This is a genomic window from Amycolatopsis sp. MtRt-6 (assembly GCF_017308975.1).
Lineage (GTDB): Bacteria > Actinomycetota > Actinomycetes > Mycobacteriales > Pseudonocardiaceae > Amycolatopsis.
In genome coordinates, this window is the sequence record NZ_JADWPD010000010.1 from 75,901 (window position 1) to 97,684 (window position 21,784).

Here is a 21,784-nt window from a genome sequence, read left to right on the forward strand (position 1 = left end):
CTCCGGCGTCGTCGTCTGTGCAGCGCGCTTCATGGGATCGACGGTAGCAGCCCGCCGCTACTCCTTTAGGTCCTCCGGCAACCGGAACGTGTCGAACCGCGGCTTCCCGGCAGGCCGCAGCACGAGCACGGTCACGCCCGCCGCCGTCTGCCGGGTTCCGACGTGCTCGAACCCCTTCGGCGTCACGCCTTCCGGGAAGAGGCGGCGCCCCTTGCCGAGCACGACCGGGTACAGCCACAGCCGGTACTCGTCGACGAGGTCGTGCGCGATCAGCGTCTGCAGCAGGGCGCCGCTCCCGTGGACCTGGAGCTCGCCACCCGGCCGGGACCTGCGGTCGCGGACGAACTCCACGACGTCGCCGTCCACAATGGACGCGCCGGTCCACGACAGGTCCGCCGTCGTCCGCGAGGCCACGTACTTCGGCAGGGTGTTGAGCCGGGACGCGACCGGGTCGCCGGGGTCGGTGACCTTCGGCCAGTGCGTGGCGAAGATGTCGTACGTCCGCCGTCCGAGCAGGAACGCGTCCGCCCGCGAGAACCACTCCGCGACGAGCCGGGCCATGTCCTCGTCGTAGAACGGCTTCACCCAGCCGCCGAGGTCGAAGCCGCCGGAGGTGTCCTCGTCCTGGCCCCCGGGTGCCTGGTAGACGCCGTCGAGGGTCAGGAACGTCTGCACGGTGAGCTTGCCCATGGTGTCTCCTTCGGGTCGGGCCTTCCTGACCCGTCGAACGGGACCGCGCCGGTTCGACAAACCCGCCGGAGGATTTTCAGGAGTTCAGGAACAGCTCCAGCTGCTCGACGACGAACGCGTGGTCGTCGGCCTGCGGGAGCCCCGAGACGCCGACCGTGCCGACCGGCCCGACCCCGCGCACCAGCACCGGGAACACACCGCCGTGGGCCGCGTACAGGTCCAGGTCGAGGCGGGAGTGCTCCTCGAACGATTCGCCCTTCGCGCGGAACCGCGTCCCGATCAGGAAGGAGCTGTGGCCGTAGCGGTCGACGACCCGGCTCTTGCGGTCGATCCAGGCGTCGTTGTCTGCCGACGTCCCGGGCAGGGCGGCGTGGAAGAGCCGCTGGCCGTTGCGCCGGATCGAGATCGTCAGCGGCAGCCCGCGGTCACGGGCGGCCGTCAGCAGCTGCTGGCCGAGGGCGAGGGCGGTCTCGTTGTCGAACTTCGTGAACTGGAGGCGTTCCTCCTGCTCGGCGAGCTGGGCGAGGCGGTCGGCTTCGTTCATGGACCCATTAAATCAACACTGTTGTGTAATTGCCAGTGGTGAACTGGAGGCACCTGGCGTCCGTACAACAGGCGAGGAGGTGGGGCATGGGCCGGATCCGTCGTCGCACGGTACTCGGCGGCGCGGCCGCGGCCACGGCAGCCGGGGCGCTATCCGCGGCCTGCGCTCCGGCGCCGCGGAAGGGCACGATCGAAGACGTCCGGCACGTCGTCGTCCTCATGCAGGAGAACCGGTCGTTCGACCACTACTACGGCACCATGGCCGGCGTACGCGGCTTCGGCGACCGCGCGGCCCTTCGCGACGTTTTCCGCCAGCGGGGCGACAGAGGTGGCCCGGTGCTGCCGTTCCGGATCGACACGTCCGTTGTGGACGGTCAGGACCTCGGCGAGCTGCCGCACGACTGGAACAGCACCCACCGCGCGTGGAATGACGGCGGCTACGACCGCTGGATCGCGGCGAAGAGCCCCATGACGATGGGGTACTTCACGGGGGACGACCTCCCGTTCCAGCACGCGCTGGCGAGCGCGTTCACCCTCTGCGACCACTACTTCTGCTCGCTCCAGGGCCCCACGCACCCCAACCGGCTGTACCACTGGACCGGCACGATCGACCCGGACGGCCTGGCCGGCGGCCCGGTGACCCGCAACGCGCCGGACTACCAGCCTTCGTTCCGCTGGACGACGTACCCGGAGCGGCTCGAGGCGGCGGGCATCTCGTGGCGGATCTACGCGAACGACGAAGAACGCGGCGTGCCCGAGCACTTCGTCGGCGACTACGGCGACAACCCGCTCTGGCTGTTCCAGAACTTCCACGACGCGCTGCACTCGCTGGACCCGCTGAAACGCCGGCTGGCCGAGCGCGGGAACCTGCGCAAGAAGCTCCTGCCCGACTCCGGCAAGGGCAAGGACCTCGACCACGTGCTGGCCGGCTTCATCGCCGACTGCGCGACGGGGACGCTGCCCGCCGTGTCGTGGGTCGTGGCCCCGTACGGCTACTGCGAGCACCCGGCGGCGCGGCCGGTCGACGGCGCCGCGTACATCCACCGCATGCTGAAGGCGTTGTGGGACAAGCCGGAACTGTGGGAATCGACCGTCGTGTTCATCAACTACGACGAAAACGACGGCTTCTTCGACCACGTCCTCCCCCCGACGCCGCCGCCCGGCACCCCCGGCGAATACCTGCCGGGCAACCGGCCGGAGAAGGGCGAGCCGTCCGGGCCGCCGGTCCCGATCGGGCTGGGCCCGCGCGTGCCGATGACCGTCGTTTCGCCGTGGAGCCGCGGCGGCTGGGTGAATTCGCAGGTCTTCGACCACACGTCGGTGCTGCGGTTCCTGGAGACCTGGACCGGCGTGCGCGAGCCGAACATCTCGGCCTGGCGCCGCGCCATCTGCGGCGACCTGACCAGCTGTTTCGACTTCCGCGCGCCCGACACGACCATCCCGCTGCTGCCGGACGCGGACGCGCTGCGCGCCGAAGCCGACCGGACGCAGCGGCGGCTGCCGAAGCCCGGGCTCGGGCCGGGCGCGTTGGTGCAGGACCCCGGCACGGCGAAGGCGCGCCCGCTGCCGTACCAGCCGGTCGCCTGGGTCGCGGCCGAGGCGAGCGCCTTGACGCTGCACCTGGCCAACCACGGGACGCAGGCGCTGCAGCTGGCCGCGTACGCCTACCACGCTGGCGGGACGTCGCAACGCTTCGATGTCGGCCCGAAGAGCGAGCTGACCGGCGAAGTCGCGCACGGCGGGACGTACGACGTCGCGATCCACGGCCCGAACGGCTTCGTCGTCGAAGCCTCGGGTGGCGTGGGCCTCGAAGCGGCTGTCACCTTCGAAGGCACGCCGGCGCTGCGGGTCACGGTGACCAACCGCGGGCCGGCGCCGGTCACGCTGAACGGCGTCACCCTCCCGCCCGGCGGCGCGCACGGCTTCCCGGTGCCGGCGAGCAACGGCTGGTACGACGTCACGTTCGAGACGCCGGGGTGGCGCCGCCGCTTCGCCGGCCACCTGGAGGACGGGCGCCCGTCGCGGACCGGGCCTTAGCGCAGGGCGTCCAGCGCGAAGGCGGCCAGCATCGCGACGCCGTTCGGCATCGCGTCCTCGTCGAAGAGCACGCGGTTGGAGTGGTTCGCCGCCGCTTCGGCCGGGTCGACGCCGGGCGGGCACGCGCCCAGGAACGCGTACGCGCCGGGAACGCGTTGGAGGACGTAGGAAAAGTCTTCGGCGCCCATCAGCGGGTCGGCCAGCAGCTCGATGTTGCCCGGTCCCAGCACCTGCGCGCCGAGCTCCAGCACCTCGGCGGCGATCCGATCGTCGTTCACCGTCACCGGGTAGCCCGGCTCGACGTCGGCCGCCACGCGGCAGCCGTAGGCCGCGCCGACCTGCTCGCACACCTTGGGCAGCTCGGCGCGGACCAGCGCGCGCGTCTGCTCCGACAGCGTGCGGATCGTGCCCTCGAGCTCGGCGGTCTCCGGGATGATGTTCGACGTCGTGCCGGCCTGGATCCGGGTCACCGAGAGCACCGCGGGGTCGAAGACGCTGACCCGGCGCGTGATCATCGTGTGCAGCGCCCCGACCATCGCCGCGGCCGCCGGCACCGGGTCGATCGTGTGCTGCGGCGCGGAGCCGTGGCCGCCCTTGCCCGTGACGCGCACGTGGAACGAGTCCGCCGACGCCATCAGCGGGCCGGGCCGCACCTGCAGCAGCCCGCTGCGCGCGTTGGCGAGGATGTGCACGCCGAACGCGCGCTCGACCCGCGTGCCTGCCGCGTCGAGCACACCCTCGTGGATCATGAACCGGGCGCCGTGGTGACCCTCCTCACCCGGCTGGAACATGAAGACCACCGACCCGGCCAGCTGGTCCCGGCGCTCGGCGAGCAGCCGCGCCGCCGACGCCAGCATCGCGACGTGCGTGTCGTGCCCGCACGCGTGCATCGACTCCGGATCCTCCGACGCGAAGTCGAGGCCGGTCTCCTCGGTCAGCGGCAGCGCGTCCATGTCGCCGCGCAGCAGCACCGCCGGACCGGGCCGCGCGCCGCGCAGGACGGCCGTCAGCGACGTCGTGGCCTTGCCTTCGGTGATCTCGAGCGGCAGGCCGGCGAGGGCCTCCCGGATCGCCGTCTGCGTGCGCGGCAGGTGGAGGCCCTGCTCCGGGTGGCGGTGCACGGCCCGCCGGAGGGCGACGGTGCGGTCCTGCAGCGCCCGCGCGTCGTCGAGGAGCCCGGCGAACGGCGTGCCGGGCAAGGTGGGCAGGTCAGTGGGGCCGGTCATGGTCCCGATAGTGCCGCATGCGGCGCTTCGGGCGCACCGTGCGTGCGCCGGACCGACCGGCGGAATACGGTGTGCGCATGGCGGTGGATGAGCCGGTCACGGGCTTCGCGGTGGCTGTGGTCCGGGAAGACGGTCGGTGGCGGTGCAGTGCGCTCGACCCGGGGGCGTTGACCGAGCTGGACGCAGCGATCACTGAACTGGGCAAACTACGGTCCACCGGCGCGAGCTTCGGGCTGCTGGCGGTCGACGACGAGTTCTTCGTCATCGTCCGGCCGAGCCCGCGGGGGCCGTCGTTGCTGCTCTCGGACGCGGCGGCGGCGCTGGACTACGACATCGCGGCGGACGTCCTCGACGTCCTGCGCGTCGACCCGCCGGACGAGGAGGACGACTCCGTCTGGCCCGAGGGCGACCTGGAGATCCTCGCCGATCTCGGGCTGCCCGGGCCGGAGCTGGAGGTCATCGTCGGCGAGGTCGACCTCTACCCGGACGAGCAGCTGCAGATGGTCGCGCAGCGCTGCGGCTTCGGCAGCGAGTTCGCCAAGCTCCTGGACGAGCTCTGAGACGCCCGTCCGACACCGAGGCCGTGGAGGCGGCGCTGGAAGCGGCGCGCGCCCCGGGCTCGGACGTGCCGATCGGGGCGGTGGTGTTCGGCCCCGACGGCGTCCCGCTGGCCGCGGCCCGCAACGCGCGCGTCGAGCTGGGCGACCCCACGGCGCACGCGGAGATCCTCGCCCTGCGCGCGGCGGCGGCCCTGGTCGGCGACGGCTGGCGGCTGGAGGGCTGCACGCTGGCGGTGACGCTGGAGCCGTGCACGATGTGCGCGGGCGCGCTGGTGCTGGCGCGGATCTCGCGGCTGGTCTTCGGGGCGTGGGAGCCCAAGACGGGCGCGGTGGGGTCACTGTGGGACGTCGTGCGTGACCGTCGTCTCAACCACCGGCCCGAAGTGCACGGAGGCGTGCTCGTCGACGAGTGCGCCGGCCTCCTGGAGACGTACTTCGCTACACGTCGCTGATTTCTGGGTACTCCTCCGGCATGACGATGAAGCACCGGATCCAGCAGGCAGTGGGCACCGCTCGCGAGAAGGCCGGCGCGGCGACCGGCAATCGCCGTCTCGAAGCGTCCGGCCGCGCCCAGCGGCGGTCGGCCCAGCTGCGTTCAGCGGCGTCCGACGTCCGCCTCCGTGCGCGTCGGGTGGTGCGCGAGGCGCAGGTCAGGCTGCGCGGCGGGCGGGCAGCCGACCCCAGGTGAGACCCGCATCGGCCCTCGGGTATTGTTCTCGGCGGTGGCGTGTCCGAGCGGCCGAAGGAGCACGACTCGAAATCGTGTGACGGCTAATCCCCGTCCGTGGGTTCAAATCCCACCGCCACCGCGGACGAGTGGGCGAGGTGTGTCGACGGAAAGCGTCGACCTGCCTCGCCCGCTCGTATTTTCTGGGGGTGCAACCCCCAGACCCCGCCCGGCGGGCTCCGCCCCCGGACCCCCGTCGTGGTCACCTTGGGCGTTTCCCGGGCGTTTTGCTGTAAGAACTGCGGCATGCAGACGCAGGTTTGGCTCGCCGTTCTGTCCCTCGTTGGCGTCGTGCTCGGTGGGGGTTTGTCGTATCTGGTGCAGACCACCGTGCAGCGGCGTAACGAACGCAATGAGCGGCGGCGGTTGGCTGCTGAGCGCGTTGAGAAGCGGCGTGAAGAGCAGCTGGAGCTGTTGCGGCAGTTCATCCGCGTTGCCCAGCAAGCTGAGCGGGCCGCCGAGGACCCGTCGAAGAAGAAGCCGTCCTGGAAGGCCGGGGCTCTTGATGTCGTCGATGAGCTTTGGGTGTGCGAACGGATGATCCACGTCCTGTTCGCCCCGGCGCTGCACGGCCTGGCCCGCGCCTACGTCAAGGCGCTCGATCACGTTGTCTGGCAGGAGCCCGGCGATGATTCGCTGTGGGACTACCTCAGGGGTCCGAAGGTCGCCTTCCTCGATGCGGCGCGGGAGGAGCTGAGCCGTCCGCTTGACTTGAAGGGCTCTTGAAGTGTGACCGTGGCCGGTATGACCACTCTCGTCACCGGGGCCACCGGGCACACCGGACGGCACGTCGTCGCCGGCCTCAAGGCCGCCGGCGTTCCCACCTCAGTCCTCGTCCGTGACCCCGTGAAGGCCCCGGACGGCGTTGACGTCGTCCACGGCGACATCACCGAACCTGACGCCGGCGGGGTCGATGCCGTCTACCTGCTTTGGCCCTTCTTCACCGCCGACGGCATCGAGAAGGCCGTAAAACCCTTCGAGGGCAAGAAAATCGTCTACCTCTCCGCCATGTCCGCTGAGGCCGGGGGTGTCTGGGGTGACGTTGAGGCCGCCGTCCGGCGCGTCACCGATGACTGGACCTTTCTGCGCGTCACCGGCCTTGCCACCAACGCGCTCGCCTGGGCGCCGCAAGCCGCGACCGGTGTCGTGCGGGCGGCCTATGGGCAAGCGAAGCGGTCGGTCGTCCACGAACGCGATGTCGCCGACATGGCCGTCAAGGCGCTCACCGGGGACCACGCCGGACAGGTTTACCTCGTCACCGGGCCGGAAGCCGTCGCGCAGGCCGAACAGGTCCGGCTCATCGGGGAAGCGCTCGGGAGGCCTGTCACGTGGGAAGAACAGCCGCCGGAGGAGGCGGTGGCGCAGCTCGGTGCCACGCTGGGGGCGGACTTCGCGGCTGGCGCGGTGAACTACTGGGCGTCACTCGTCGACGACCCGGAACCCGTCTCGCTGGACGTCCCGCGCGTCACCGGGCATCCCGCGCGGCCCTTTGCGGAGTGGGCGCGGGAGCACTTCAACTGAGCTGGACGGCCGGGTCCGTCAGAGGCTCCAGCTCCGCCGCCAGCGTCGACAACGAGGCGATCTTCGCGGACACCGCCCGGACCACCGCCGTGCACGTCGTGCTGACCTCGCTGACCACCTCGGCGGACCGGTCGCCGGCCAGCACGGCGGTGACGGACGCCGCGGCGGCGGACGCCAGTGCGCACACCTCCGCCGCCGCGGCCGTCGCCAGCTCGTCCAGCCGGTCGGCGAGGCGGGCACCCAGCGCCGCCGTCTCGGCGGCCGCGCGGGCCGCCGCGGCGTACTGACCGTCCACTGTGTCCGCCCACGTGCCGAACGTCTCGGTGCTGCCGCCGTTTTCCGCGCGCTCGACGCCGGCGCGGAACTCCGCCTGCGCCGACGTCACCGCCAGCGCGCCGGTGTCGACCGCCGCGGCGGACGTGCGGATCGACGCCGGTGCGCAGTCGAGGTGGCGCAGGGCCGCGACCGGGTCGGCGACGCCGATGCGGCCGGCCGCCGCGCGCAGCTCGGCCAGGTCGGCCGCGGCCGACGACAACGCCGGGTGCTCGAAGACCTCAGCGGTCACGGCGCCACCGCTAACCGCCCCCGGAAACCGGTGCTCCGGGTGCTCCCGGCCGCCATGCGCAGCCGGCCCGCCAGGTCCGACGTCGCGTCGCCGAGGACGCGTGCGTCCGCTTCGCGCGCCGCCAGTGCCGCGGCCCAGCGCGCCGCCAGTTCGCGGGCCTGCGGCGAGATGCCGAACGGCGTCGAATCGACGCGGGCTTCGGCGAACCGCCCCGCCGCCTTGTCGTCGGCGGCCGCGGCCTGGTCCAGCAGGTCTGCGGCGGCCCGCAGCCGCTCCGGGTGGATCCGCGAGCCTCTGCCTTCCGGCATGGGGACCTCCGTCATCAAGGGCGCTCACCCGATCGGGGAAGATCTTGCCTCATGCTCCCGAGCCGCCCGCATCGCGGTGACCAGCGGCGTTGAGAGTGTTCCACCAAGTGGACGTCTTGACCGCGACGCGGGAAGAAAGCGACCATGAACGCATGCCCGCCACCTCGGAAAGCACGCCGATCCGGGCCTTCGCGCGGTCGATCGGGGAAGGCGTCGTCGCGCTGCTGCTGCGCCGCGGCCGCCTGGGTTCGCCGCCCGCCTGAGGCGAACCCGGCGTCCGAATTCCCCGAAAACCCTTGGAGCACAACCATGTCCGTAGATCTTCCTGCCCGGATTCAGCTGCGGGAAGCCGTCACGCCCGCGGATGGCATCGTCGAAGGCCCCCGGCTCCTCCGGGAACCGCAGCGGAAGCAGTACGAGCTGTTCACCCTCCGCCCGCTGGGCCGGGTGATCGGCGCCGAGATCGACGGCGTCGACCTGGGCGCGCCGGTGACCCCCGAGCTGCGCGAAGAGCTCAACCACGCCCTGCTGGCGTGGAAGGTGCTCTTCTTCCGCGACCAGCGGATCACCTCGGCGCAGCAGCGCGCGTTCGCCGCGAACTGGGGCGCGCTGGAGACCAACCCGTTCATCGCACGCGGTGACGACGAAGCCGTCACGCGCTTCGAGCGCACCGCGGCCATGCCCGGCTACGAGAACATCTGGCACACCGACGTCACCTGGCGGCCCGAACCGGCGCTCGGCTCGGTGCTGCGGCTGATCGAGGTGCCGCCCGTCGGCGGCGACACGATGTGGGCCGACATGGCCGCCGCCTACGACAACCTGCCCGAAGACGTCCGGGCCCGCATCGACGGGCTCACCGCGGTGCACGACTACCTCCCCGGTTTCGACCGGTTCTCCGATCCCGCGCTCCTGGCGCGGTGGCAGGACCGCTTCCCGCCGGTCGAGCACCCGGTGGTCCGGACGCATCCGGAGACCGGGCGGCGCACCCTGTTCGTCAACCAGGCGTTCACCACGCACATCGTCGGACTCGACCGGGCCGAGAGCGACCGGCTGCTGCGGTACCTGTTCCTGCAGGCACACACGCCCGAGTTCCAGGTCCGGTTCACCTGGCGGCCGGACTCGGTCGCGTTCTGGGACAACCGCGCGACGCAGCACTACGCGGTCAACGACTACCACCCGCACGTCCGGATCGCGGAGCGCGTCGCGATCGCGGGCGACCGGCCGTACTGAGCAGTAGCCTGGGGTCATGACCGATGAACCCAAAGCAGTGGTGACCGGTTTTCTCAACGCCCTCGAAGACCTCGACGTCGACCGAGCCCTGACGTTCGCGGCGAGCGACATCGTGTACCAGAACGTGCCGCTGCCGCCCGCCCGCGGCGTCGCAGCCTTCGAGAAACAGCTGCGTGTCATGGCCAAGTACGGCTCCGGGTTCGAGGCGCGGACCCACCACATCGCCGCGGACGGCAACGTCGTGCTCACCGAACGCACCGACGTGCTGCGCCGCGGCGCGTGGGAAGCGGAGTTCTGGGTGTGCGGCACGTTCGAGGTCGAGGCGGGCCGCATCGTGCTCTGGCGCGACTACCTCGACTGGACGACGGTGCTGGCCGCGAGCGCGAAGGGCGCCGGGCGGGTCGCGCTGGCCGGCGCTCGCTCGCTCCTCGGCCGGTACAAGGCGAGGCAGGTGCGCTAGATCCGGCGCTCGCCGCGGTCGTGGTCCCGAAGGTCCACGACCGCGGCTATCCCCAGCACCAGCACGAACACGCAGCTGAAAACAATCAACCCCCACATGATCGTTCTCCCTCCCCCCGTGTTCGTGCCGACTGCGAGCTGTCGGGGAGTGGTCTGTGCCACTTTTCCGGCGGCTCACGCAGACCGTACCCCCGCTTCACGCAGGTTGTTCCCACCCTTGAGCTTCATTTAAGGCAGATGCGCCGGATGGGTGACACGCCCGTGTCCCACTGTCACAGAACGGGCGCAACCCGTTACGCGCCAACAGATACCGATGCGATTCCGTTCTGGACGGTCACCTTCGTCGACCGCAGGGCCGACACTTCCGCGACGTACCGCAGCACCTTGTCGGCTTCGTCCCCCGCGAGCGGCTCGCACTCGTTGTCCGCGTTGCGCCGCACCGGGATCAGCTCGAGCCGCGGCTCGTCGCCGAGCATGCACCCGGCGAGGAGCCCGTCCGGCCGGTCGGCGGCGAGGTTGCCGAGGCCGTAGAGGATCGGCCGCCCGCGGTACACCTCGACGGCCTGGATGGTGCGCGACCCGTGCCCGGCGACCAGGTCGGCGCCGGCGTCGATCGCGGCGCGCCCGTAGGTGACCTGGTACTCGGCGAGCTCCGCGCCCGGAAGACCCCAGTGCATCGAGACGACCACGTGGTCGTGGGCGCTTTTGGCCCGCTTGATGTCGGCGACCAGCCGGTCCAGGTGCTCGGGCACCGGCGTGGTGCGGACGAGCGGCGGGCGGCCCGGGATGTCGGCGACGTGGGGATCGGGCTGGTACGCCGTCGTCGCAAACGCTTGCGCGACCACCGGGAAGTCCGGTGGGGCGGCGTACGGGTGGCGAAGTGAGGTGTACGCGAGGAAGGCGACTTTCCCGCCGGAGCGTTCGACGACCGCCGGAGCGTGCGCGGCGTCGAGGTTCGCGCCGGCGCCGCAGTGCGCGATCCCGGCGTGGTCGAGGACCCCGAGGCTCGCCGACGGGAGGGGAACGTCGTTGGCGCACGAGACGACGTCGACGCCGGCCGACGTCAGCGCTTCGGCCATCGCCGCGTCGAGTGGTCCTTCGAGGTTGGCGAACCGGAGGTCCGCGCCCTTGAGCAGCGGCTCCAGCTGGGCGAAGGCCGTGGCCGCGCGACCCTGGATGTGGACATCTCCGCCGATAACGAGCGTGATCACGAAACCTGCTCTGCCGAGTGAGTGACGACGAAAGTAGTTGTTACGAATCGTTGCATCTTTGTCTTCCTCCTCCTCACTTGTTCGGGGGACTATGCCACGACTGTTCAAGCACAAAGGGGACTCAGGGTGACCAAGACCCACAGATCCAGGGCCGCCTTCACGGTGGCCGTCGCGTCGGGCCTGGTGCTCGGCGGCGTGGCCGCACCGGCCGCGCTCGCCGCACCCAGCGCCGACGCGGTCATCGCCGAGGTCTACGGCGGCGGTGGCAACTCCGGCGCGACGCTCACCAGCGACTTCGTCGAGCTCGCCAACCGCGGGGCGGCCGCTGCGAGCCTGGCCGGCTTCAGCGTCCAGTACCTGCCCGGTTCGGCGAGCCCGTCGAGCGCCTGGCAGGTGACGCCGCTGGCCGGCAGCGTAGCGCCGGGCGGGCGCTACCTCGTGGCCGAGGCCAAGGGATCCGGCGGCACCGTGGCTCTGCCGACGCCGGACGCGACCGGCACGATCGCGCTGTCGGCCACCGCCGGCACGATCGCCCTCGTCTCCGGCACCACCGCGCTGACCTGCAAGACCGCGGCCGACTGCGCCGCGGACAGCCGGATCAAGGACCTTGTCGGCTTCGGCACGGCGACCGTGCGCGAGGGCAACCCGACCGCGGCGCCGTCGAACACGACGTCCGTCGCGCGCGGCACGGCGCTCGCCGACACCGACGACAACGCCGCCGACTTCGCCGCCGGCGAGCCCACCCCGACCAACGCCGCGGGCGAGTCGACCGGTGGGGACCCCGGCCCGGCGCCGACCCCGGCGAAGATCCACGACATCCAGGGCACCACGCGGATTTCGCCCTTCAAGGACAAGAAGGTCGGCGACGTCACCGGCGTCGTCACCGCGACCCGGACGTTCGGATCGCAGCGCGGGTTCTGGCTGACCGACCCGAACCCGGACACCGACCCGCGCACCAGTGAAGGTCTGTTCGTCTTCACCGGCTCCACCAGCCCGGCCGTCGCGGTCGGCGACGCGGTGACCGCGACCGGCACCGTCCGTGAGTTCTACCCGGACGCGCCGGCGACGTCGAACTTCCAGTCGCTGACCGAGCTGACCGGTGCACAGTGGACGGTCGGCTCGCACGGGAACGCCCTGCCCGCGCCGACTGTGCTGAACCCGGACACCGTGCCGACGACGTACGCGCCGTCGCCTGGCGGGAACATCGAGCCGCTCGCTCTGGAGCCGTCGAAGTACGCGCTGGACTTCTGGGAGGCGCACGAGAGCGAGATCGTTTCGGTCACCGACGCGCGGGTCGTGGGCCCGACGAACTCGCACGACGAGCTGTACGTGACGACCAAGCCGGACCAGCACCGCTCGGTCCGCGGCGGCACCGTCTACCTCGGCTACGACCAGGTGAACAGCGGTGTCCTCAAGGTGCAGTCGGTGATCCCGTTCGCCCAGCGGCCGTTCCCGAAGCTCAACGTCGGTGACGTGCTGACCGGTACCACGTCGGGCCCGGTCGAGTACGACGACTTCGGCGGCTACACGCTGTTCGCCAGCGTGCTCGGGACCGAAAAGGACAACGGGCTGCGGCAGGAGACCACGCGCAAGCAGCGGACGGGCGAGCTCGCCGTCGCGACGTACAACGTCGAGAACCTGTCTCCTGTGGACACCCAGGCGAAGTTTGACCGGCTGGCCGACGCGATCGTGACCCACCTCGCGACGCCGGACATCGTGAACCTGGAAGAGATCCAGGACAACAACGGCAAGGTGGACGACAGCGTCGTCGCCGCGGATCAGACGCTGCAGCGGTTCACCGACGCTATCGTCGCGAAGGGCGGCCCGCGCTACGAGTGGCGTGAGATCGACCCGGTCGACGACGCCGACGGCGGCCAGCCGGGTGGCAACATCCGGGTGGCGTTCCTCTTCAACCCGGCTCGCGTGTCCTTTGTGGACCGTCCGGGTGGGACGCCGACTGCCGCGGTGGGCGTCGTCCGCGAACACGGCAAGGCGCACCTGACGATGTCGCCGGGCCGCGTCGACCCCGCGAACGAGGCGTGGACGGCCAGCCGGAAGCCCCTGGCGGGCGAGTTCGTCTTCAAGGGCCGCACGGTGTTCGTCATCGCCAACCACTTCAACTCCAAGGGCGGCGACCAGCCGACGCACGGCCGGTACCAGCCGCCGGTGCGCAGTTCCGAGGAGCAGCGGGCGAAGCAGGCGACGGTGCTGCGCGGCTTCGTCGACGCGTTGCTGGCGGCCGATCGCAACGCGAACATCGTGGTGGCGGGCGACCTGAACGACTACCCGTTCTCGCCGGCGGTCCGGACGCTCACCGCGGGTGGCGCCCTGAACGACCTGATCGCGTCGGTGCCCGAAGCCGAGCGGTACAGCTACGTGTTCGAGGGCCAATCCCAGGTGCTCGACCACATCCTGGCGTCGCGGGCGCTGCGCGGGGTGGACTACGACGTCGTCCACATCAACGCGGAGTTCGCCGACCAGGCCAGCGACCACGACCCGCAGGTGATCCGGTTCCGGCCGGGCGCGGGCAACCCGGTGCTGGACGGGCTCAACGACCTGCTCGACTGGCTGGACCAGGTCTTCGGCAAGTAGTTCTCGTCTCGGCAAGGCCACTCCCGGGCTCGGGAGTGGCCTTGTTCGCGTTTGACCCTTTTGAGTGACGAGGAAACCGCGGAGCGTTGACGGCCGTCATACGGTGGACGGGACCACAAGGGGAGGGTGGCGTGGACGGGTACGCGGTGAAGGTCGACGAGCTGGGCAAGCTCATCGGCGAACTGGACACGGCGGCGAGCCGCATGGCCGACGCCAACAAGAAGCTCGGCGGCGGTGGGGCGTTCGGGTCCCTGGGGACGGCTGAGCTGGGCAAGGCCGGGGTCGAGTTCGAGGAGGCCTGGGGCTTCGGCATCAAGCGGCTGGGCGAAGCGGCTTCGGGAGTGACGGAGCGGCTGAAGGTGGCGAAGCAGAAGTACGAGCAGATCGAGGCCGAATTCGGCGGTGAGCTGGGGAAGTTCGGCTCGGCGGTGCTGGGAGACGGTCCTGCGGGCGGGGAGCCCACGGGTGGGGTTAAGGGGGACCATCCGCGGGTCGGGCAGCCGGCTGGCGGGCCGGTGGGCGGTGGGTACACCGGCGGAGTGCGGGGGATCGACGGCTTGGCTTCGAAGGCCGAACCGGGCGCTGACCTGGGTAACGGCCCGGTCGGTGGCGGTGCTACCGGCGGCATCACCGACATCCTGAACGGCCTCGACCGATGAGCGCCCGCGACTTCCCGGCCCTGGGTTTCGACCCGGCGCCCGGCGACCTCGACGGCATCACCGCATTGGCCGGCAAGTACCGCACGGTGAGCAAGGACCTCACCGACGCCGACGACTCCCTCCGGCGGATCGTCCGGAAGCAGGGCATCTGGCAGGGCGAGGCGAGCGAGGCGTTCGCGCGCCGCCTCGGTCCGCTGCCGCAGTACCTCGAGGGCGCGGCCAGGTCGATGGGTGAGGCGGCCGACGCGCTCGAAGGCTGGGCTCAGACCCTCGGTGACCTGCAGAAACGCGCCGCGGACCTGGAGGCCCGAGCGGAGGCGGCGGCTCAGGCCGCGGAGCAGGCCCGAGCGAATCCGGACCTGGCGCTGGCGAACCGGACCTTCCCGGACCAGCAGTCCCTGCAGATCGCTCAGCGCCTCCTGGACAACGCCGGTCAGCAGCTCCAGGCCGCGATCGACGGCTGTCAGAACGTCCAGGACGCGGCCAAGCAGCTCCAGCAGGAGCACGCGGACGCGGCGGCCCGGGTCGCGGAGGCGCTGCGGAAGGCGAAGGAGCTCGCCCCCGATGAGCCGGACGTCCTCGACAAGCTGTCCGGAGCGGTCACCGGGGCCATCGGCGACCTGGCGGACACGCTCGTCGACGGCGCCGAGCAGGCCTGGAACTTCGTCCAGGACCACGCGGAGCTGATCTCGAAGCTGTCCGACGTGACTGGGGACATCGGGAACGCCCTCGGTCTCCTCGGCGAGTTCCTCCCGCCGCCGGCCGGTGAGGTGGTGGGGGCCGTCGCGACCGGGCTGGGAGTCACGGCCTTGGAAGGGCATGTCCTGGCAAAGGCCGCCGGTGCCGATGTCGCTCCGGAAACACTGTTCTTCGACATCGTGGGTACCGGGACCACGCTGGTCGGTAGTTTTCTTCCACAGGGCGGCGGGGCCGTGGCCAAGGCCATCGGGCTCGGAGCGGTCGGTGCCCAGTTCCAGACCGATGCCGCCACCGAGGTGGGTGGGTTGAACTTCGAGGGCCCCATCGACGACTTCAAGAACTACTGGATGCCTAAGGACATGACTCAGGTCGCGGCCGCCGCGCTCTCACCCGCCGGGGTGGCGTACTGGAACGCGGTCGACGCCGGCAACCAGGCCGACAACACGCCGGAGCGGCGTCGTGAGCGGGCGGAAGACGAGGTGTGGAACTGATGCCTCTGCAGATCGACCTGCCACCGGGCTTCGCCGGGATGCCGGTGGGCACCGACGACAAGATGAACCGCGGCCATGCCTGGACCATTGCCGAGAACGCGGCCGCCGGGGCCGGGACGTCCGTCGAGGAGTTCGGCAGCTACCTCATGGCCCTCGTGCCGGCCATGCAGGCCAACGGCATCCGGGTCTTCGGCAAGTTCGCCGTCGGGCCTCGAAAAGGTGATGTCGCGACCCTGACGCTCGGCGTGGCGCAGTGGCCGGACACCGCACCCGGCAACCGGGACGCCCTGGTGGCAGCGCTGGCCGAGGAATACCGCGGTCGCCACAAACGCGCGGTCGTGCAGCCGGTCCGGCTGCCGATCGGGCCGGCGATCGTCGCGATCAGCGGGGGCGAGTTCCACCTGCCCGAACAGGACGTGCGCACCCAGATCAAGGCGGAGTACCAGATCCCGCTCCCGGACGGGCGGTCCGTGGCGATCCTTTCGGTGGTGGCGGAGTCCGAGGACGCCTGGCCGGCGGTCGCCGAAGCGACGGCCAGGGTGGCGTGGAGCCTGCGCAGCGAGGAAACGCCGTGATCAGCGCGGCGGCAGCCGATTCGACCGAGCGGGTGATGTTCCTCGTTCTGATGGGCGTGGTGATCGTCGCCGGTCTGACGGTGACGATCGTCCGCGCACTGCGTTCGACGAAGTCGAGCGAGGAGCAAATGGCACGCTTGGCCGCGCAATTGGACGGCCGGAGCCAGGTGTGCATCCGGAAGATGGAAATCGGGTTGTCGCGAGAGGACCTGCTCCGGGTTGCGTACAGCCGTGGTTACTCGCTGATCGACCACCAGGTCATGAAGTACTACGAGTTCGTCTACACCCCGCACCAGCCGGGGAGGTACGCGTGAGCGATCTGATCGTCGCCGGCTCCAAGTTCACCGGAAGCGACGCGGAGTACTTCGGGACGCTCGCGGTTCTCGTTGCCATCGTCCTTACCGCCATCGGTGTGTTCCTCTTCGTCAAGAACAGGCTGGAGAAGACTCGGCGCGCCCGCATCCAGTGGCTCGTCCAGCAGCTCGACGGCCGTCCGCTCGTCTACGTTCCCTACGCCGACTGCCGGCTGACCGTGCCGGACGTGCTCAGCTCGGCCCAGGCCCGCGGCTACGCCATGACTCCGAACGGGCAGGCGCTGCGATACGAGTTCACGCTCGGCGCACCGCAGACGGCGTTCGCGGGCAGTCCGCTCCTGCGGGAGGTCGCGGTGCAGCTGGACGGCCGGCCCAGCTATCGAATGCGCGTCTTCTCCACATCGCTGACCCTCCCCGAGCTGATGGTCCTCGCGCACAGCCAGGGGTACACCGTTCAACAGAACCAGAAGTTCTACGAGTTCGTGCGGCACCAGGGGAGGCCATGAACAACGACCAGCTGATCGAGGAAATGCGCTGGCAGCTCAAGCAGATCGAAGACCGCAAGGCCGAAAACCAGCGTCTCCTGGCGGGGATCGCCGGGAGTAACCACGCGACCGTCGTCTCGCCTGACCGGTCCGTCACCGTGCTGGCCGGGCCAGGTGGGGTGGTCAGCGAAGTCCGGCTCGCCCCCGAAGCCATGCGGTTCGACGCCGTCACGCTCAGCCGGACGATCACCGCGGCCATCCGGGAGGCCGTTGCCGCCGGGGGACGGCTGGGCGCGCCGCCTGCCGGGGCGCCACAGCCGGCCGTGCCGGCTCGGCAAGAGCCGCAACCCCAGCACGTGCCCGCACCGCAGCAGCGCCGGCCGGCCCCGGTGGACGACGACGATCCCTACGACACGGTGTTCGATGTCTAGTCCGGTGACGGTGCTGGCCGCACAGTCGGACGACACAGTCAAGCTGCTGTTCTTGCTGCTCTTCACCGTCGTGCTCGGCGGCCTCCTGGCCGCCCACGTGACGGTGCTGATCATCCGGATGAACCGGGCCTCCCAGCCGCGCGAACAACAGATGGCGCGACTGGCCGCGCAGCTGGACGGCCGGACCAAGGTGACCATCCGGATGGTCGAGTTCGGCATCGGCAAACCCGATTTGCTCTGGGTGGCGCGAAGCAGGGGCTACGCACTGATCGAGCACCAGTTCGGGAAGTACTACGAGTTCGTCTACGCACCGCACCAGGCGGGAAGAGCGGGGCCATGGGCGATCTGAACCTCGCCGGCAGCCAGTTCCGCGGGAGCACCAGCGAGCTGCTCCTGATCGTCGGGGGCTTCGCCACGGCGGTCGTGGTGGGCGTTGTCCTCTTCCTCATCCTGAATGGTCGTCGCCCACAGCCGGGGCTACACCGTCCAGAAGAACGATCGCGTCTACGCATTCATGCGGCACCAGGGGAGGCCATGAGAAACCGCTAAGCAGGCGGCTCCCCGCGCTGCTTCGCGGCCGCCCGCTTGGCCCGCCATCCCAGCGCCAGCACCGCCTGCACCAGCTCCTGGTAACTCGGCTTGACCTCCTCGAGGTACCGCTCCAGGTACGCCGCCCGGGCCGTCGGGACCGGGCGCGGGTCGTCGCCCGGGTCGAGCCACGGCAGGCCCTGGATGTTGTGCAGCGCCATCTTCCACCAGCGCGTTGCTCGCTCGGCCGCCCTGGCCTCGCGCTCCGTTGCCGCCTCGATTGCCGCCTGGGCTTCCTCGATCTCCGCGTCCAGGGCCTCCGCGCGGGCCAGCTCCCACGCGCGCAGGTTCTCCGCCGAGCCGCGGGAAAGGGCGATGATTTCCTTGTACCGCATGGCCGCGGTGGCGTCGTCGGTCATCGGTCGTTCTCCGGACGCTGGAACGGGATGATCACTTCGGGCGCGCCGTGGGTGGTGCGGTCGAAGAACAGCGCGCGGCCCGGCCGGGGCGACCAGTGCACCACCTGGCCCGCCGCGAACGGCGACAGCTCGTTGCCCTGGACGTCCAGGGCCGCCCACGTGCCGATGTCGTCGGTGCCGGCGAAACCCAGCGTGTCCTTCAGCCGGGCGATGCTGCGCCACCAGCCGATCGTGTGGATGCCGTGGCCCGGCCCCTGCTTGAGCACCACCCGCAGGTGGTCGAGACCGCTCTTGAGCTGGCCGACCGCCTTCGCCTCCAACGCCGGCAGGGCCGCGTCGACGCCGTACAGCAGCAGCACCTTCGCGCCGCCGGACATCGAACCCGTCATCGACTCCAGGACGCCGGTCAGGTCCTCCACCAGCGATGCCGCGTGGCCGTCCTCACGCAACCGGTCCGTGAGCTCGAGCGCGGCCGGAGCGCACGCCTCGATCGGGCAGCTCAAGATGAACTCGACTTCGCCGGGTTCGTACTGGCGGGACAGCGACCGCGCCGACGAGTCCATGATGGACAGTGCTTCCGCGGTCGCCGAGCCGAGCACCGCGACGTTGCGGCCCGGCGCCCGCGGCAGGTCGACGCCGCACGCCGTTTCGGTGACGTCGATCGACTGGCCGAGCAGGGCCCGCGGCTTCGAGCTGGGCTTGAGGTCGAGGTACGCCGGGAACCGTTCCAGCACCGGCTGGTGCGCGCCGTCGAACAGGCGCGGCCGCGGGTAGTGGCCCGCGTACTCCTCCCACAGCCGGTGCTGCAGCCGGACGAACACGTTCTTGCTGCTCGCGTCCGGGATGTGGGCCAGCTGGTTGCCGTGCGCGACGCCGGAGTCGTGGTTGATCACCGCGTGCCACTTCGGTGCCGACACCGCCGCGTTGTTCGTCTCGGCCAGCACGCGCCGCGCCTTCGGCATCGCGATCCGCAGCGTGCACTGCTCGAACACCGCCGGCTTGCCCCAGAACGCCTCGATGCCGGCGACGTCCTGGCTGGCCAGCACCATGTGGATGCCCTGCGAACGGCCGCGCCGCGCGATGTCCTCGAGCAGCTGCGTCGCCGTCGCGGTCACCTGGTCGCGGCCGGCGAACAGGTACTGGAACTCGTCGATCACCGCGACGATCCGCGGCCAGTGCCCGCCCGGATCGGCTTCACGGAGGTCGGCGAGGTTGGTGACTTCGTGTTCCTTCGCGGCCGCGGACCGGCGACGCAGCTCGTCGGCCAGGAACCGCAGCAGCGCCAGGCCGAACTCGCGGTCGGTGTTGACGTTGACGCCGACGAGCCGCGCGTGCGGCAGCCAGCTCGCGTCCTTGCGTCCGGGCGCCAGGCCGGCGAACGAGACGCCTTCCTTGAAGTCCAGCAGGTACAGCGCCAGCTCGCCCGGGCTGTACCGCGCGGCGAGGCTGCCGAGCAGCGCGTAGAGGAAGTTCGTTTTGCCCGAACCGGACGGACCGCCGATCAGGGCGTGCGGGCTGGCGTCGCCGATCACGACCTCGACCGGCTCGCCTTCGAAGAACCCGACCGGGGCCCGCAGTTCCCGCGCCGAGTTCTCCTGGCCGAGTTCCGCGGGCAGGAGGTCGTCGAACGACCGCGGTCCGCCCTGCTTGGCGATCAGCGCCTTGGCGATCTTGTCGACCGCGCGGATCACCTGCGCCGACGGCATCGGGGGATCGAGGTCGACGACCAGGTCGGTGCCGGTCATGCTGCTGATCGCGTGCCGGTCGTCGACCAGGCTGAGCGTCTCGACCGGCGCGCTCACCGCGGTCGGCACGTCGACCATGATCAGGCAGATGCCGGCGGCGAGCGCGCCGCTGGCGACGCGCTTGAGGTCGCGGGCGCGTTCGGGCTCCAGGGTCTCGCCGTTGCCGTAGAGCACGACGATCCGGAACGGCTCGCCGCGCTGCCCGGTCGCCTTCCGGATCTCCCGCAGCGACGTGTACCCGGCGGCCATGCCGGTGGAGTGGATCCGGCGGATGTGGCCGGCCAGCTCGTCGAGGAGGTCCTCCAGCCGGCCCGGGTCGTAGAGCGAGAGGGCGCTGGTGTGGCTGAGCGGGTAGAGGTCGGGCAGGATCGCGGTCAGCTGCCCGATGTCCCACAGGTGCACGCGGACCGCGCCGGGCTCGAACGTCGAGAGCACGCGGATCAGCAGGTTCTGCACGATGCCGTCGATCGCCGGCCGCGTCTTGGGTGCCGACGTGATCGCCAGGTGCGACTCGTCGAGCAGGGGAACGGCGACGTCGAACGTGCGGGTCGGGTCGCCACCGGCGGCGGTGGCCGAGCCGACGTGCCACAACCCGGGCGACGTCAGGCCGGCGTTGTGCCCGACCGTGCCGAGCCAGTCGCCCGGCGGCAGCCCGGCCGGGCCGGGCGCGTTCTGCGCGACCAGCTCCCGCAGGGTGGCCGGGCCCTGGCTCCAGTCGGTGTAGAAAGCGCTTCGCACGCTGCCGAGCGCCCCGAACACTTCGTGGGCGGCGGGGTGCTTGGCCCACTCGTTCTGCTGCTCGGCGTCGGCGTGGTTCATGCCGACCTTGACGATCTCCTGCTCCAGCTGGAGCTTGGCGAGATCGGCCTCCGCGGCTTGGCGCGCCCCGGCAGCCGCGCCCAGCACCAGTCCGATCTGATGGCGGACCCGGTCGAGTGCGGTTTCGACGCGGTTGCGTTGCTCGGCTGACTTGCTGGCCATCGGCGTCCCCAAGAAAAAAGGTGTCCCCGGAAAGGATTACAGGCGCGACCGGTATCCGCTCACCAGATCCTCGGCGGCGTGCAGGCGGACGAGGAGCTGGTCCAGCCCCTCGCCGGCCTGTGCGTACTGCGAAGGAAGCCAGGGATCGGCCTTGGCCTGGGCATCCACGAGAGCTTGCCGGGCTTCTCCGAGCAGGCTTGTGGCCCGTTCGGAGTGGGCGCGCGCGTCGGCGAGCCCGGTCACGGCAGCGGTGAGCAGCTGGTGGAGTTCGGCGAGCGTCATCCGGCTAGAGACGCGCCGAGTAGGAGTCGGCGGAGGAAATGCTTGCCTGGACGGTGCTCTGCAAGCCGTTGATGCCTTGCAGGGCCTCCGCCAGGAGTCCGTGCGCCTGGCTCACTTCGTGCTGGCTGCTCCCCTGCGTCGCCTGTGCGAGCGACTGCTGGGCTTCTTCGAGAGACTGCGCTGCCTGTTGCAGGGCGGCGATGCTCGCGGACGCCTTCTCGTTGGCGAGCGCGATGCCAGCGCGGATCTCTTCGACTCCGGCCATCGGGCCTCTACTCCTCGAAATCTGGGTGTCGTACGGGGACGGATTCCATTGAAACAGATCCAGCGACTCAGCGTGATCATCAGACTTTGCCGAGTGATCGCGGGCCCGGAATCAGCAAGGCCCCGGACGTGTAACGTCCGGGGCCGGGCCGATCACGGTCTGTGCGGGGGTCGTCCCGGCACCAGTACCGCACACTGAAGTCGCTGGCCAGCGCTACCCCAGGTCAGAGCGGTTTTCGTGC

At 70.7% G+C, this 21,784-nt stretch carries 26 protein-coding genes and 1 tRNA gene; 17 read left to right on the plus strand and 10 right to left on the minus strand.

What is annotated here, in order from left to right:
- Positions 1-57: 57 nt before the first annotated feature.
- Together I4Q55_RS18725 and I4Q55_RS18730 are read right to left on the minus strand one after the other, a co-directional pair.
- Complete coding sequence (locus I4Q55_RS18725) at positions 58-690, minus strand: dihydrofolate reductase family protein (protein ID WP_206789342.1); 633 nt, start codon at positions 688-690, stop codon at positions 58-60.
- A 76-nt stretch (positions 691-766) separates the two neighbouring features.
- Complete coding sequence (locus tag I4Q55_RS18730; RefSeq protein WP_206789343.1) at positions 767-1,234, minus strand: heme-degrading domain-containing protein; 468 nt, start codon at positions 1,232-1,234, stop codon at positions 767-769.
- Between the two features lie 86 nt (positions 1,235-1,320).
- Between I4Q55_RS18730 and I4Q55_RS18735 the strand changes: the two genes are divergently transcribed.
- A complete protein-coding gene (locus I4Q55_RS18735) occupies positions 1,321-3,270 on the plus strand; it encodes a phosphocholine-specific phospholipase C (RefSeq protein ID WP_206789344.1) in 1,950 nt (649 codons plus the stop codon).
- On the opposite strand, the gene I4Q55_RS18740 is transcribed toward I4Q55_RS18735, so the two are convergent.
- Complete coding sequence (locus tag I4Q55_RS18740) at positions 3,267-4,496, minus strand: M20 family metallopeptidase (protein WP_206789345.1); 1,230 nt, start codon at positions 4,494-4,496, stop codon at positions 3,267-3,269. The genes I4Q55_RS18735 and I4Q55_RS18740 overlap by 4 nt on opposite strands.
- Before the next feature lie 77 nt (positions 4,497-4,573).
- Here I4Q55_RS18740 and I4Q55_RS18745 point away from each other — a divergent pair, with 77 nt between their 5' ends.
- The 6 genes from I4Q55_RS18745 (at position 4,574) to I4Q55_RS18770 (ending at position 7,304) form a co-directional block, all read left to right on the plus strand.
- The gene (locus I4Q55_RS18745; protein ID WP_206789346.1) at positions 4,574-5,056 is read left to right on the plus strand and encodes a tRNA adenosine deaminase-associated protein; all 483 of its coding nucleotides are present in this window, start codon (positions 4,574-4,576) and stop codon (positions 5,054-5,056) included.
- A 23-nt stretch (positions 5,057-5,079) separates the two neighbouring features.
- Positions 5,080-5,508, plus strand: a complete 429-nt coding sequence (locus I4Q55_RS18750) for a nucleoside deaminase (RefSeq protein ID WP_206789347.1) — start codon at positions 5,080-5,082, stop codon at positions 5,506-5,508.
- 20 nt (positions 5,509-5,528) lie between these two features.
- On the plus strand, positions 5,529-5,744 hold the full coding sequence (locus I4Q55_RS18755; RefSeq protein WP_206789348.1) for a CsbD family protein: 216 nt from the start codon (positions 5,529-5,531) through the stop codon (positions 5,742-5,744).
- Between the two features lie 33 nt (positions 5,745-5,777).
- Positions 5,778-5,865 (plus strand) — tRNA-Ser (locus I4Q55_RS18760).
- A gap of 164 nt (positions 5,866-6,029) precedes the next feature.
- Positions 6,030-6,509: a hypothetical protein gene (locus tag I4Q55_RS18765; protein ID WP_206789349.1), complete on the plus strand. Its 480-nt coding sequence runs from the start codon at positions 6,030-6,032 to the stop codon at positions 6,507-6,509.
- A gap of 18 nt (positions 6,510-6,527) precedes the next feature.
- The gene (locus I4Q55_RS18770) at positions 6,528-7,304 is read left to right on the plus strand and encodes an NAD(P)H-binding protein (RefSeq protein WP_206789351.1); all 777 of its coding nucleotides are present in this window, start codon (positions 6,528-6,530) and stop codon (positions 7,302-7,304) included.
- Here the strand turns inward: I4Q55_RS18770 and I4Q55_RS18775 are convergent.
- Positions 7,297-7,869 (minus strand): hypothetical protein, encoded by a 573-nt coding sequence (locus I4Q55_RS18775; protein WP_206789352.1) that lies wholly within the window; start codon positions 7,867-7,869, stop codon positions 7,297-7,299. The genes I4Q55_RS18770 and I4Q55_RS18775 overlap by 8 nt on opposite strands.
- A complete protein-coding gene (locus I4Q55_RS18780) occupies positions 7,866-8,177 on the minus strand; it encodes a hypothetical protein (protein ID WP_242546270.1) in 312 nt (103 codons plus the stop codon). Before I4Q55_RS18780 ends, I4Q55_RS18775 begins: the two co-directional genes overlap by 4 nt.
- 309 nt (positions 8,178-8,486) lie before the next feature.
- Here I4Q55_RS18780 and I4Q55_RS18785 point away from each other — a divergent pair, with 309 nt between their 5' ends.
- Positions 8,487-9,407 carry a TauD/TfdA family dioxygenase gene (locus tag I4Q55_RS18785; RefSeq protein ID WP_206789354.1) on the plus strand — a complete coding sequence of 307 codons (921 nt, stop codon included), beginning with the start codon at positions 8,487-8,489 and terminating at the stop codon, positions 9,405-9,407.
- A gap of 16 nt (positions 9,408-9,423) precedes the next feature.
- The gene (locus I4Q55_RS18790; protein ID WP_206789355.1) at positions 9,424-9,867 is read left to right on the plus strand and encodes a limonene-1,2-epoxide hydrolase family protein; all 444 of its coding nucleotides are present in this window, start codon (positions 9,424-9,426) and stop codon (positions 9,865-9,867) included.
- 292 nt (positions 9,868-10,159) lie between these two features.
- On the opposite strand, the gene I4Q55_RS18795 is transcribed toward I4Q55_RS18790, so the two are convergent.
- On the minus strand, positions 10,160-11,077 hold the full coding sequence (locus tag I4Q55_RS18795) for a CapA family protein (protein WP_206789356.1): 918 nt from the start codon (positions 11,075-11,077) through the stop codon (positions 10,160-10,162).
- 126 nt (positions 11,078-11,203) lie between these two features.
- Between I4Q55_RS18795 and I4Q55_RS18800 the strand changes: the two genes are divergently transcribed.
- The 8 genes from I4Q55_RS18800 to I4Q55_RS18835 all read left to right on the plus strand — a co-directional run bounded on the left by I4Q55_RS18800 (position 11,204) and on the right by I4Q55_RS18835 (position 17,672).
- Positions 11,204-13,669 carry an endonuclease/exonuclease/phosphatase family protein gene (locus tag I4Q55_RS18800; protein ID WP_206789357.1) on the plus strand — a complete coding sequence of 822 codons (2,466 nt, stop codon included), beginning with the start codon at positions 11,204-11,206 and terminating at the stop codon, positions 13,667-13,669.
- 131 nt (positions 13,670-13,800) lie between these two features.
- A complete protein-coding gene (locus tag I4Q55_RS18805) occupies positions 13,801-14,328 on the plus strand; it encodes a hypothetical protein (protein WP_206789358.1) in 528 nt (175 codons plus the stop codon).
- Positions 14,325-15,518: a WXG100 family type VII secretion target gene (locus I4Q55_RS18810; RefSeq protein ID WP_206789359.1), complete on the plus strand. Its 1,194-nt coding sequence runs from the start codon at positions 14,325-14,327 to the stop codon at positions 15,516-15,518. Before I4Q55_RS18805 ends, I4Q55_RS18810 begins: the two co-directional genes overlap by 4 nt.
- Entirely contained in the window at positions 15,518-16,093 is a 576-nt protein-coding gene (locus tag I4Q55_RS18815) for a hypothetical protein (protein WP_242546273.1), read from the plus strand. The genes I4Q55_RS18810 and I4Q55_RS18815 overlap by 1 nt, the downstream gene beginning before the upstream one ends.
- Positions 16,090-16,407 (plus strand): hypothetical protein, encoded by a 318-nt coding sequence (locus I4Q55_RS18820; protein WP_206789362.1) that lies wholly within the window; start codon positions 16,090-16,092, stop codon positions 16,405-16,407. The genes I4Q55_RS18815 and I4Q55_RS18820 overlap by 4 nt, the downstream gene beginning before the upstream one ends.
- Positions 16,404-16,913, plus strand: a complete 510-nt coding sequence (locus tag I4Q55_RS18825) for a hypothetical protein (protein ID WP_206789363.1) — start codon at positions 16,404-16,406, stop codon at positions 16,911-16,913. The genes I4Q55_RS18820 and I4Q55_RS18825 overlap by 4 nt, the downstream gene beginning before the upstream one ends.
- On the plus strand, positions 16,910-17,323 hold the full coding sequence (locus tag I4Q55_RS18830; RefSeq protein WP_206789364.1) for a YbaB/EbfC family nucleoid-associated protein: 414 nt from the start codon (positions 16,910-16,912) through the stop codon (positions 17,321-17,323). The genes I4Q55_RS18825 and I4Q55_RS18830 overlap by 4 nt, the downstream gene beginning before the upstream one ends.
- Positions 17,324-17,327: 4 nt before the next feature.
- The gene (locus I4Q55_RS18835) at positions 17,328-17,672 is read left to right on the plus strand and encodes a hypothetical protein (protein WP_307793246.1); all 345 of its coding nucleotides are present in this window, start codon (positions 17,328-17,330) and stop codon (positions 17,670-17,672) included.
- A gap of 196 nt (positions 17,673-17,868) precedes the next feature.
- Here I4Q55_RS18835 and I4Q55_RS18840 read toward each other — a convergent pair whose 3' ends face one another.
- The 4 genes from I4Q55_RS18840 to I4Q55_RS18855 are packed head-to-tail and all read right to left on the minus strand — an operon-like array spanning position 17,869 to position 21,543.
- A complete protein-coding gene (locus tag I4Q55_RS18840) occupies positions 17,869-18,270 on the minus strand; it encodes a hypothetical protein (protein WP_206789366.1) in 402 nt (133 codons plus the stop codon).
- Positions 18,267-20,996 (minus strand): FtsK/SpoIIIE domain-containing protein, encoded by a 2,730-nt coding sequence (locus tag I4Q55_RS18845; protein WP_206789368.1) that lies wholly within the window; start codon positions 20,994-20,996, stop codon positions 18,267-18,269. The genes I4Q55_RS18840 and I4Q55_RS18845 overlap by 4 nt, the downstream gene beginning before the upstream one ends.
- 36 nt (positions 20,997-21,032) lie before the next feature.
- Entirely contained in the window at positions 21,033-21,278 is a 246-nt protein-coding gene (locus I4Q55_RS18850; RefSeq protein ID WP_003056173.1) for a hypothetical protein, read from the minus strand.
- A gap of 4 nt (positions 21,279-21,282) precedes the next feature.
- Complete coding sequence (locus I4Q55_RS18855) at positions 21,283-21,543, minus strand: hypothetical protein (RefSeq protein WP_003056176.1); 261 nt, start codon at positions 21,541-21,543, stop codon at positions 21,283-21,285.
- Positions 21,544-21,784: the final 241 nt, after the last annotated feature.

Bases quoted from the DNA above. Each gene is read 5' to 3' on its own strand.
- I4Q55_RS18730 (WP_206789343.1), bottom strand. From the start codon at position 1,234: ATGAACGAAGCCGACCGCCTCGCCCAGCTCGCCGAGCAGGAGGAACGC.
- I4Q55_RS18755 (WP_206789348.1), top strand. From the start codon at position 5,529: ATGACGATGAAGCACCGGATCCAGCAGGCAGTGGGCACCGCTCGCGAG.
- I4Q55_RS18790 (WP_206789355.1), top strand. From the start codon at position 9,424: ATGACCGATGAACCCAAAGCAGTGGTGACCGGTTTTCTCAACGCCCTC.
- I4Q55_RS18810 (WP_206789359.1), top strand. From the start codon at position 14,325: ATGAGCGCCCGCGACTTCCCGGCCCTGGGTTTCGACCCGGCGCCCGGC.
- I4Q55_RS18845 (WP_206789368.1), bottom strand. From the start codon at position 20,996: ATGGCCAGCAAGTCAGCCGAGCAACGCAACCGCGTCGAAACCGCACTC.
- I4Q55_RS18765 (WP_206789349.1), top strand. From the start codon at position 6,030: ATGCAGACGCAGGTTTGGCTCGCCGTTCTGTCCCTCGTTGGCGTCGTG.
- I4Q55_RS18770 (WP_206789351.1), top strand. From the start codon at position 6,528: ATGACCACTCTCGTCACCGGGGCCACCGGGCACACCGGACGGCACGTC.
- I4Q55_RS18785 (WP_206789354.1), top strand. From the start codon at position 8,487: ATGTCCGTAGATCTTCCTGCCCGGATTCAGCTGCGGGAAGCCGTCACG.
- I4Q55_RS18815 (WP_242546273.1), top strand. From the start codon at position 15,518: ATGCCTCTGCAGATCGACCTGCCACCGGGCTTCGCCGGGATGCCGGTG.
- I4Q55_RS18850 (WP_003056173.1), bottom strand. From the start codon at position 21,278: ATGACGCTCGCCGAACTCCACCAGCTGCTCACCGCTGCCGTGACCGGG.
- I4Q55_RS18735 (WP_206789344.1), top strand. From the start codon at position 1,321: ATGGGCCGGATCCGTCGTCGCACGGTACTCGGCGGCGCGGCCGCGGCC.
- I4Q55_RS18745 (WP_206789346.1), top strand. From the start codon at position 4,574: ATGGCGGTGGATGAGCCGGTCACGGGCTTCGCGGTGGCTGTGGTCCGG.
- I4Q55_RS18780 (WP_242546270.1), bottom strand. From the start codon at position 8,177: ATGCCGGAAGGCAGAGGCTCGCGGATCCACCCGGAGCGGCTGCGGGCC.
- I4Q55_RS18855 (WP_003056176.1), bottom strand. From the start codon at position 21,543: ATGGCCGGAGTCGAAGAGATCCGCGCTGGCATCGCGCTCGCCAACGAG.
- I4Q55_RS18740 (WP_206789345.1), bottom strand. From the start codon at position 4,496: ATGACCGGCCCCACTGACCTGCCCACCTTGCCCGGCACGCCGTTCGCC.
- I4Q55_RS18830 (WP_206789364.1), top strand. From the start codon at position 16,910: ATGAACAACGACCAGCTGATCGAGGAAATGCGCTGGCAGCTCAAGCAG.
- I4Q55_RS18725 (WP_206789342.1), bottom strand. From the start codon at position 690: ATGGGCAAGCTCACCGTGCAGACGTTCCTGACCCTCGACGGCGTCTAC.
- I4Q55_RS18840 (WP_206789366.1), bottom strand. From the start codon at position 18,270: ATGACCGACGACGCCACCGCGGCCATGCGGTACAAGGAAATCATCGCC.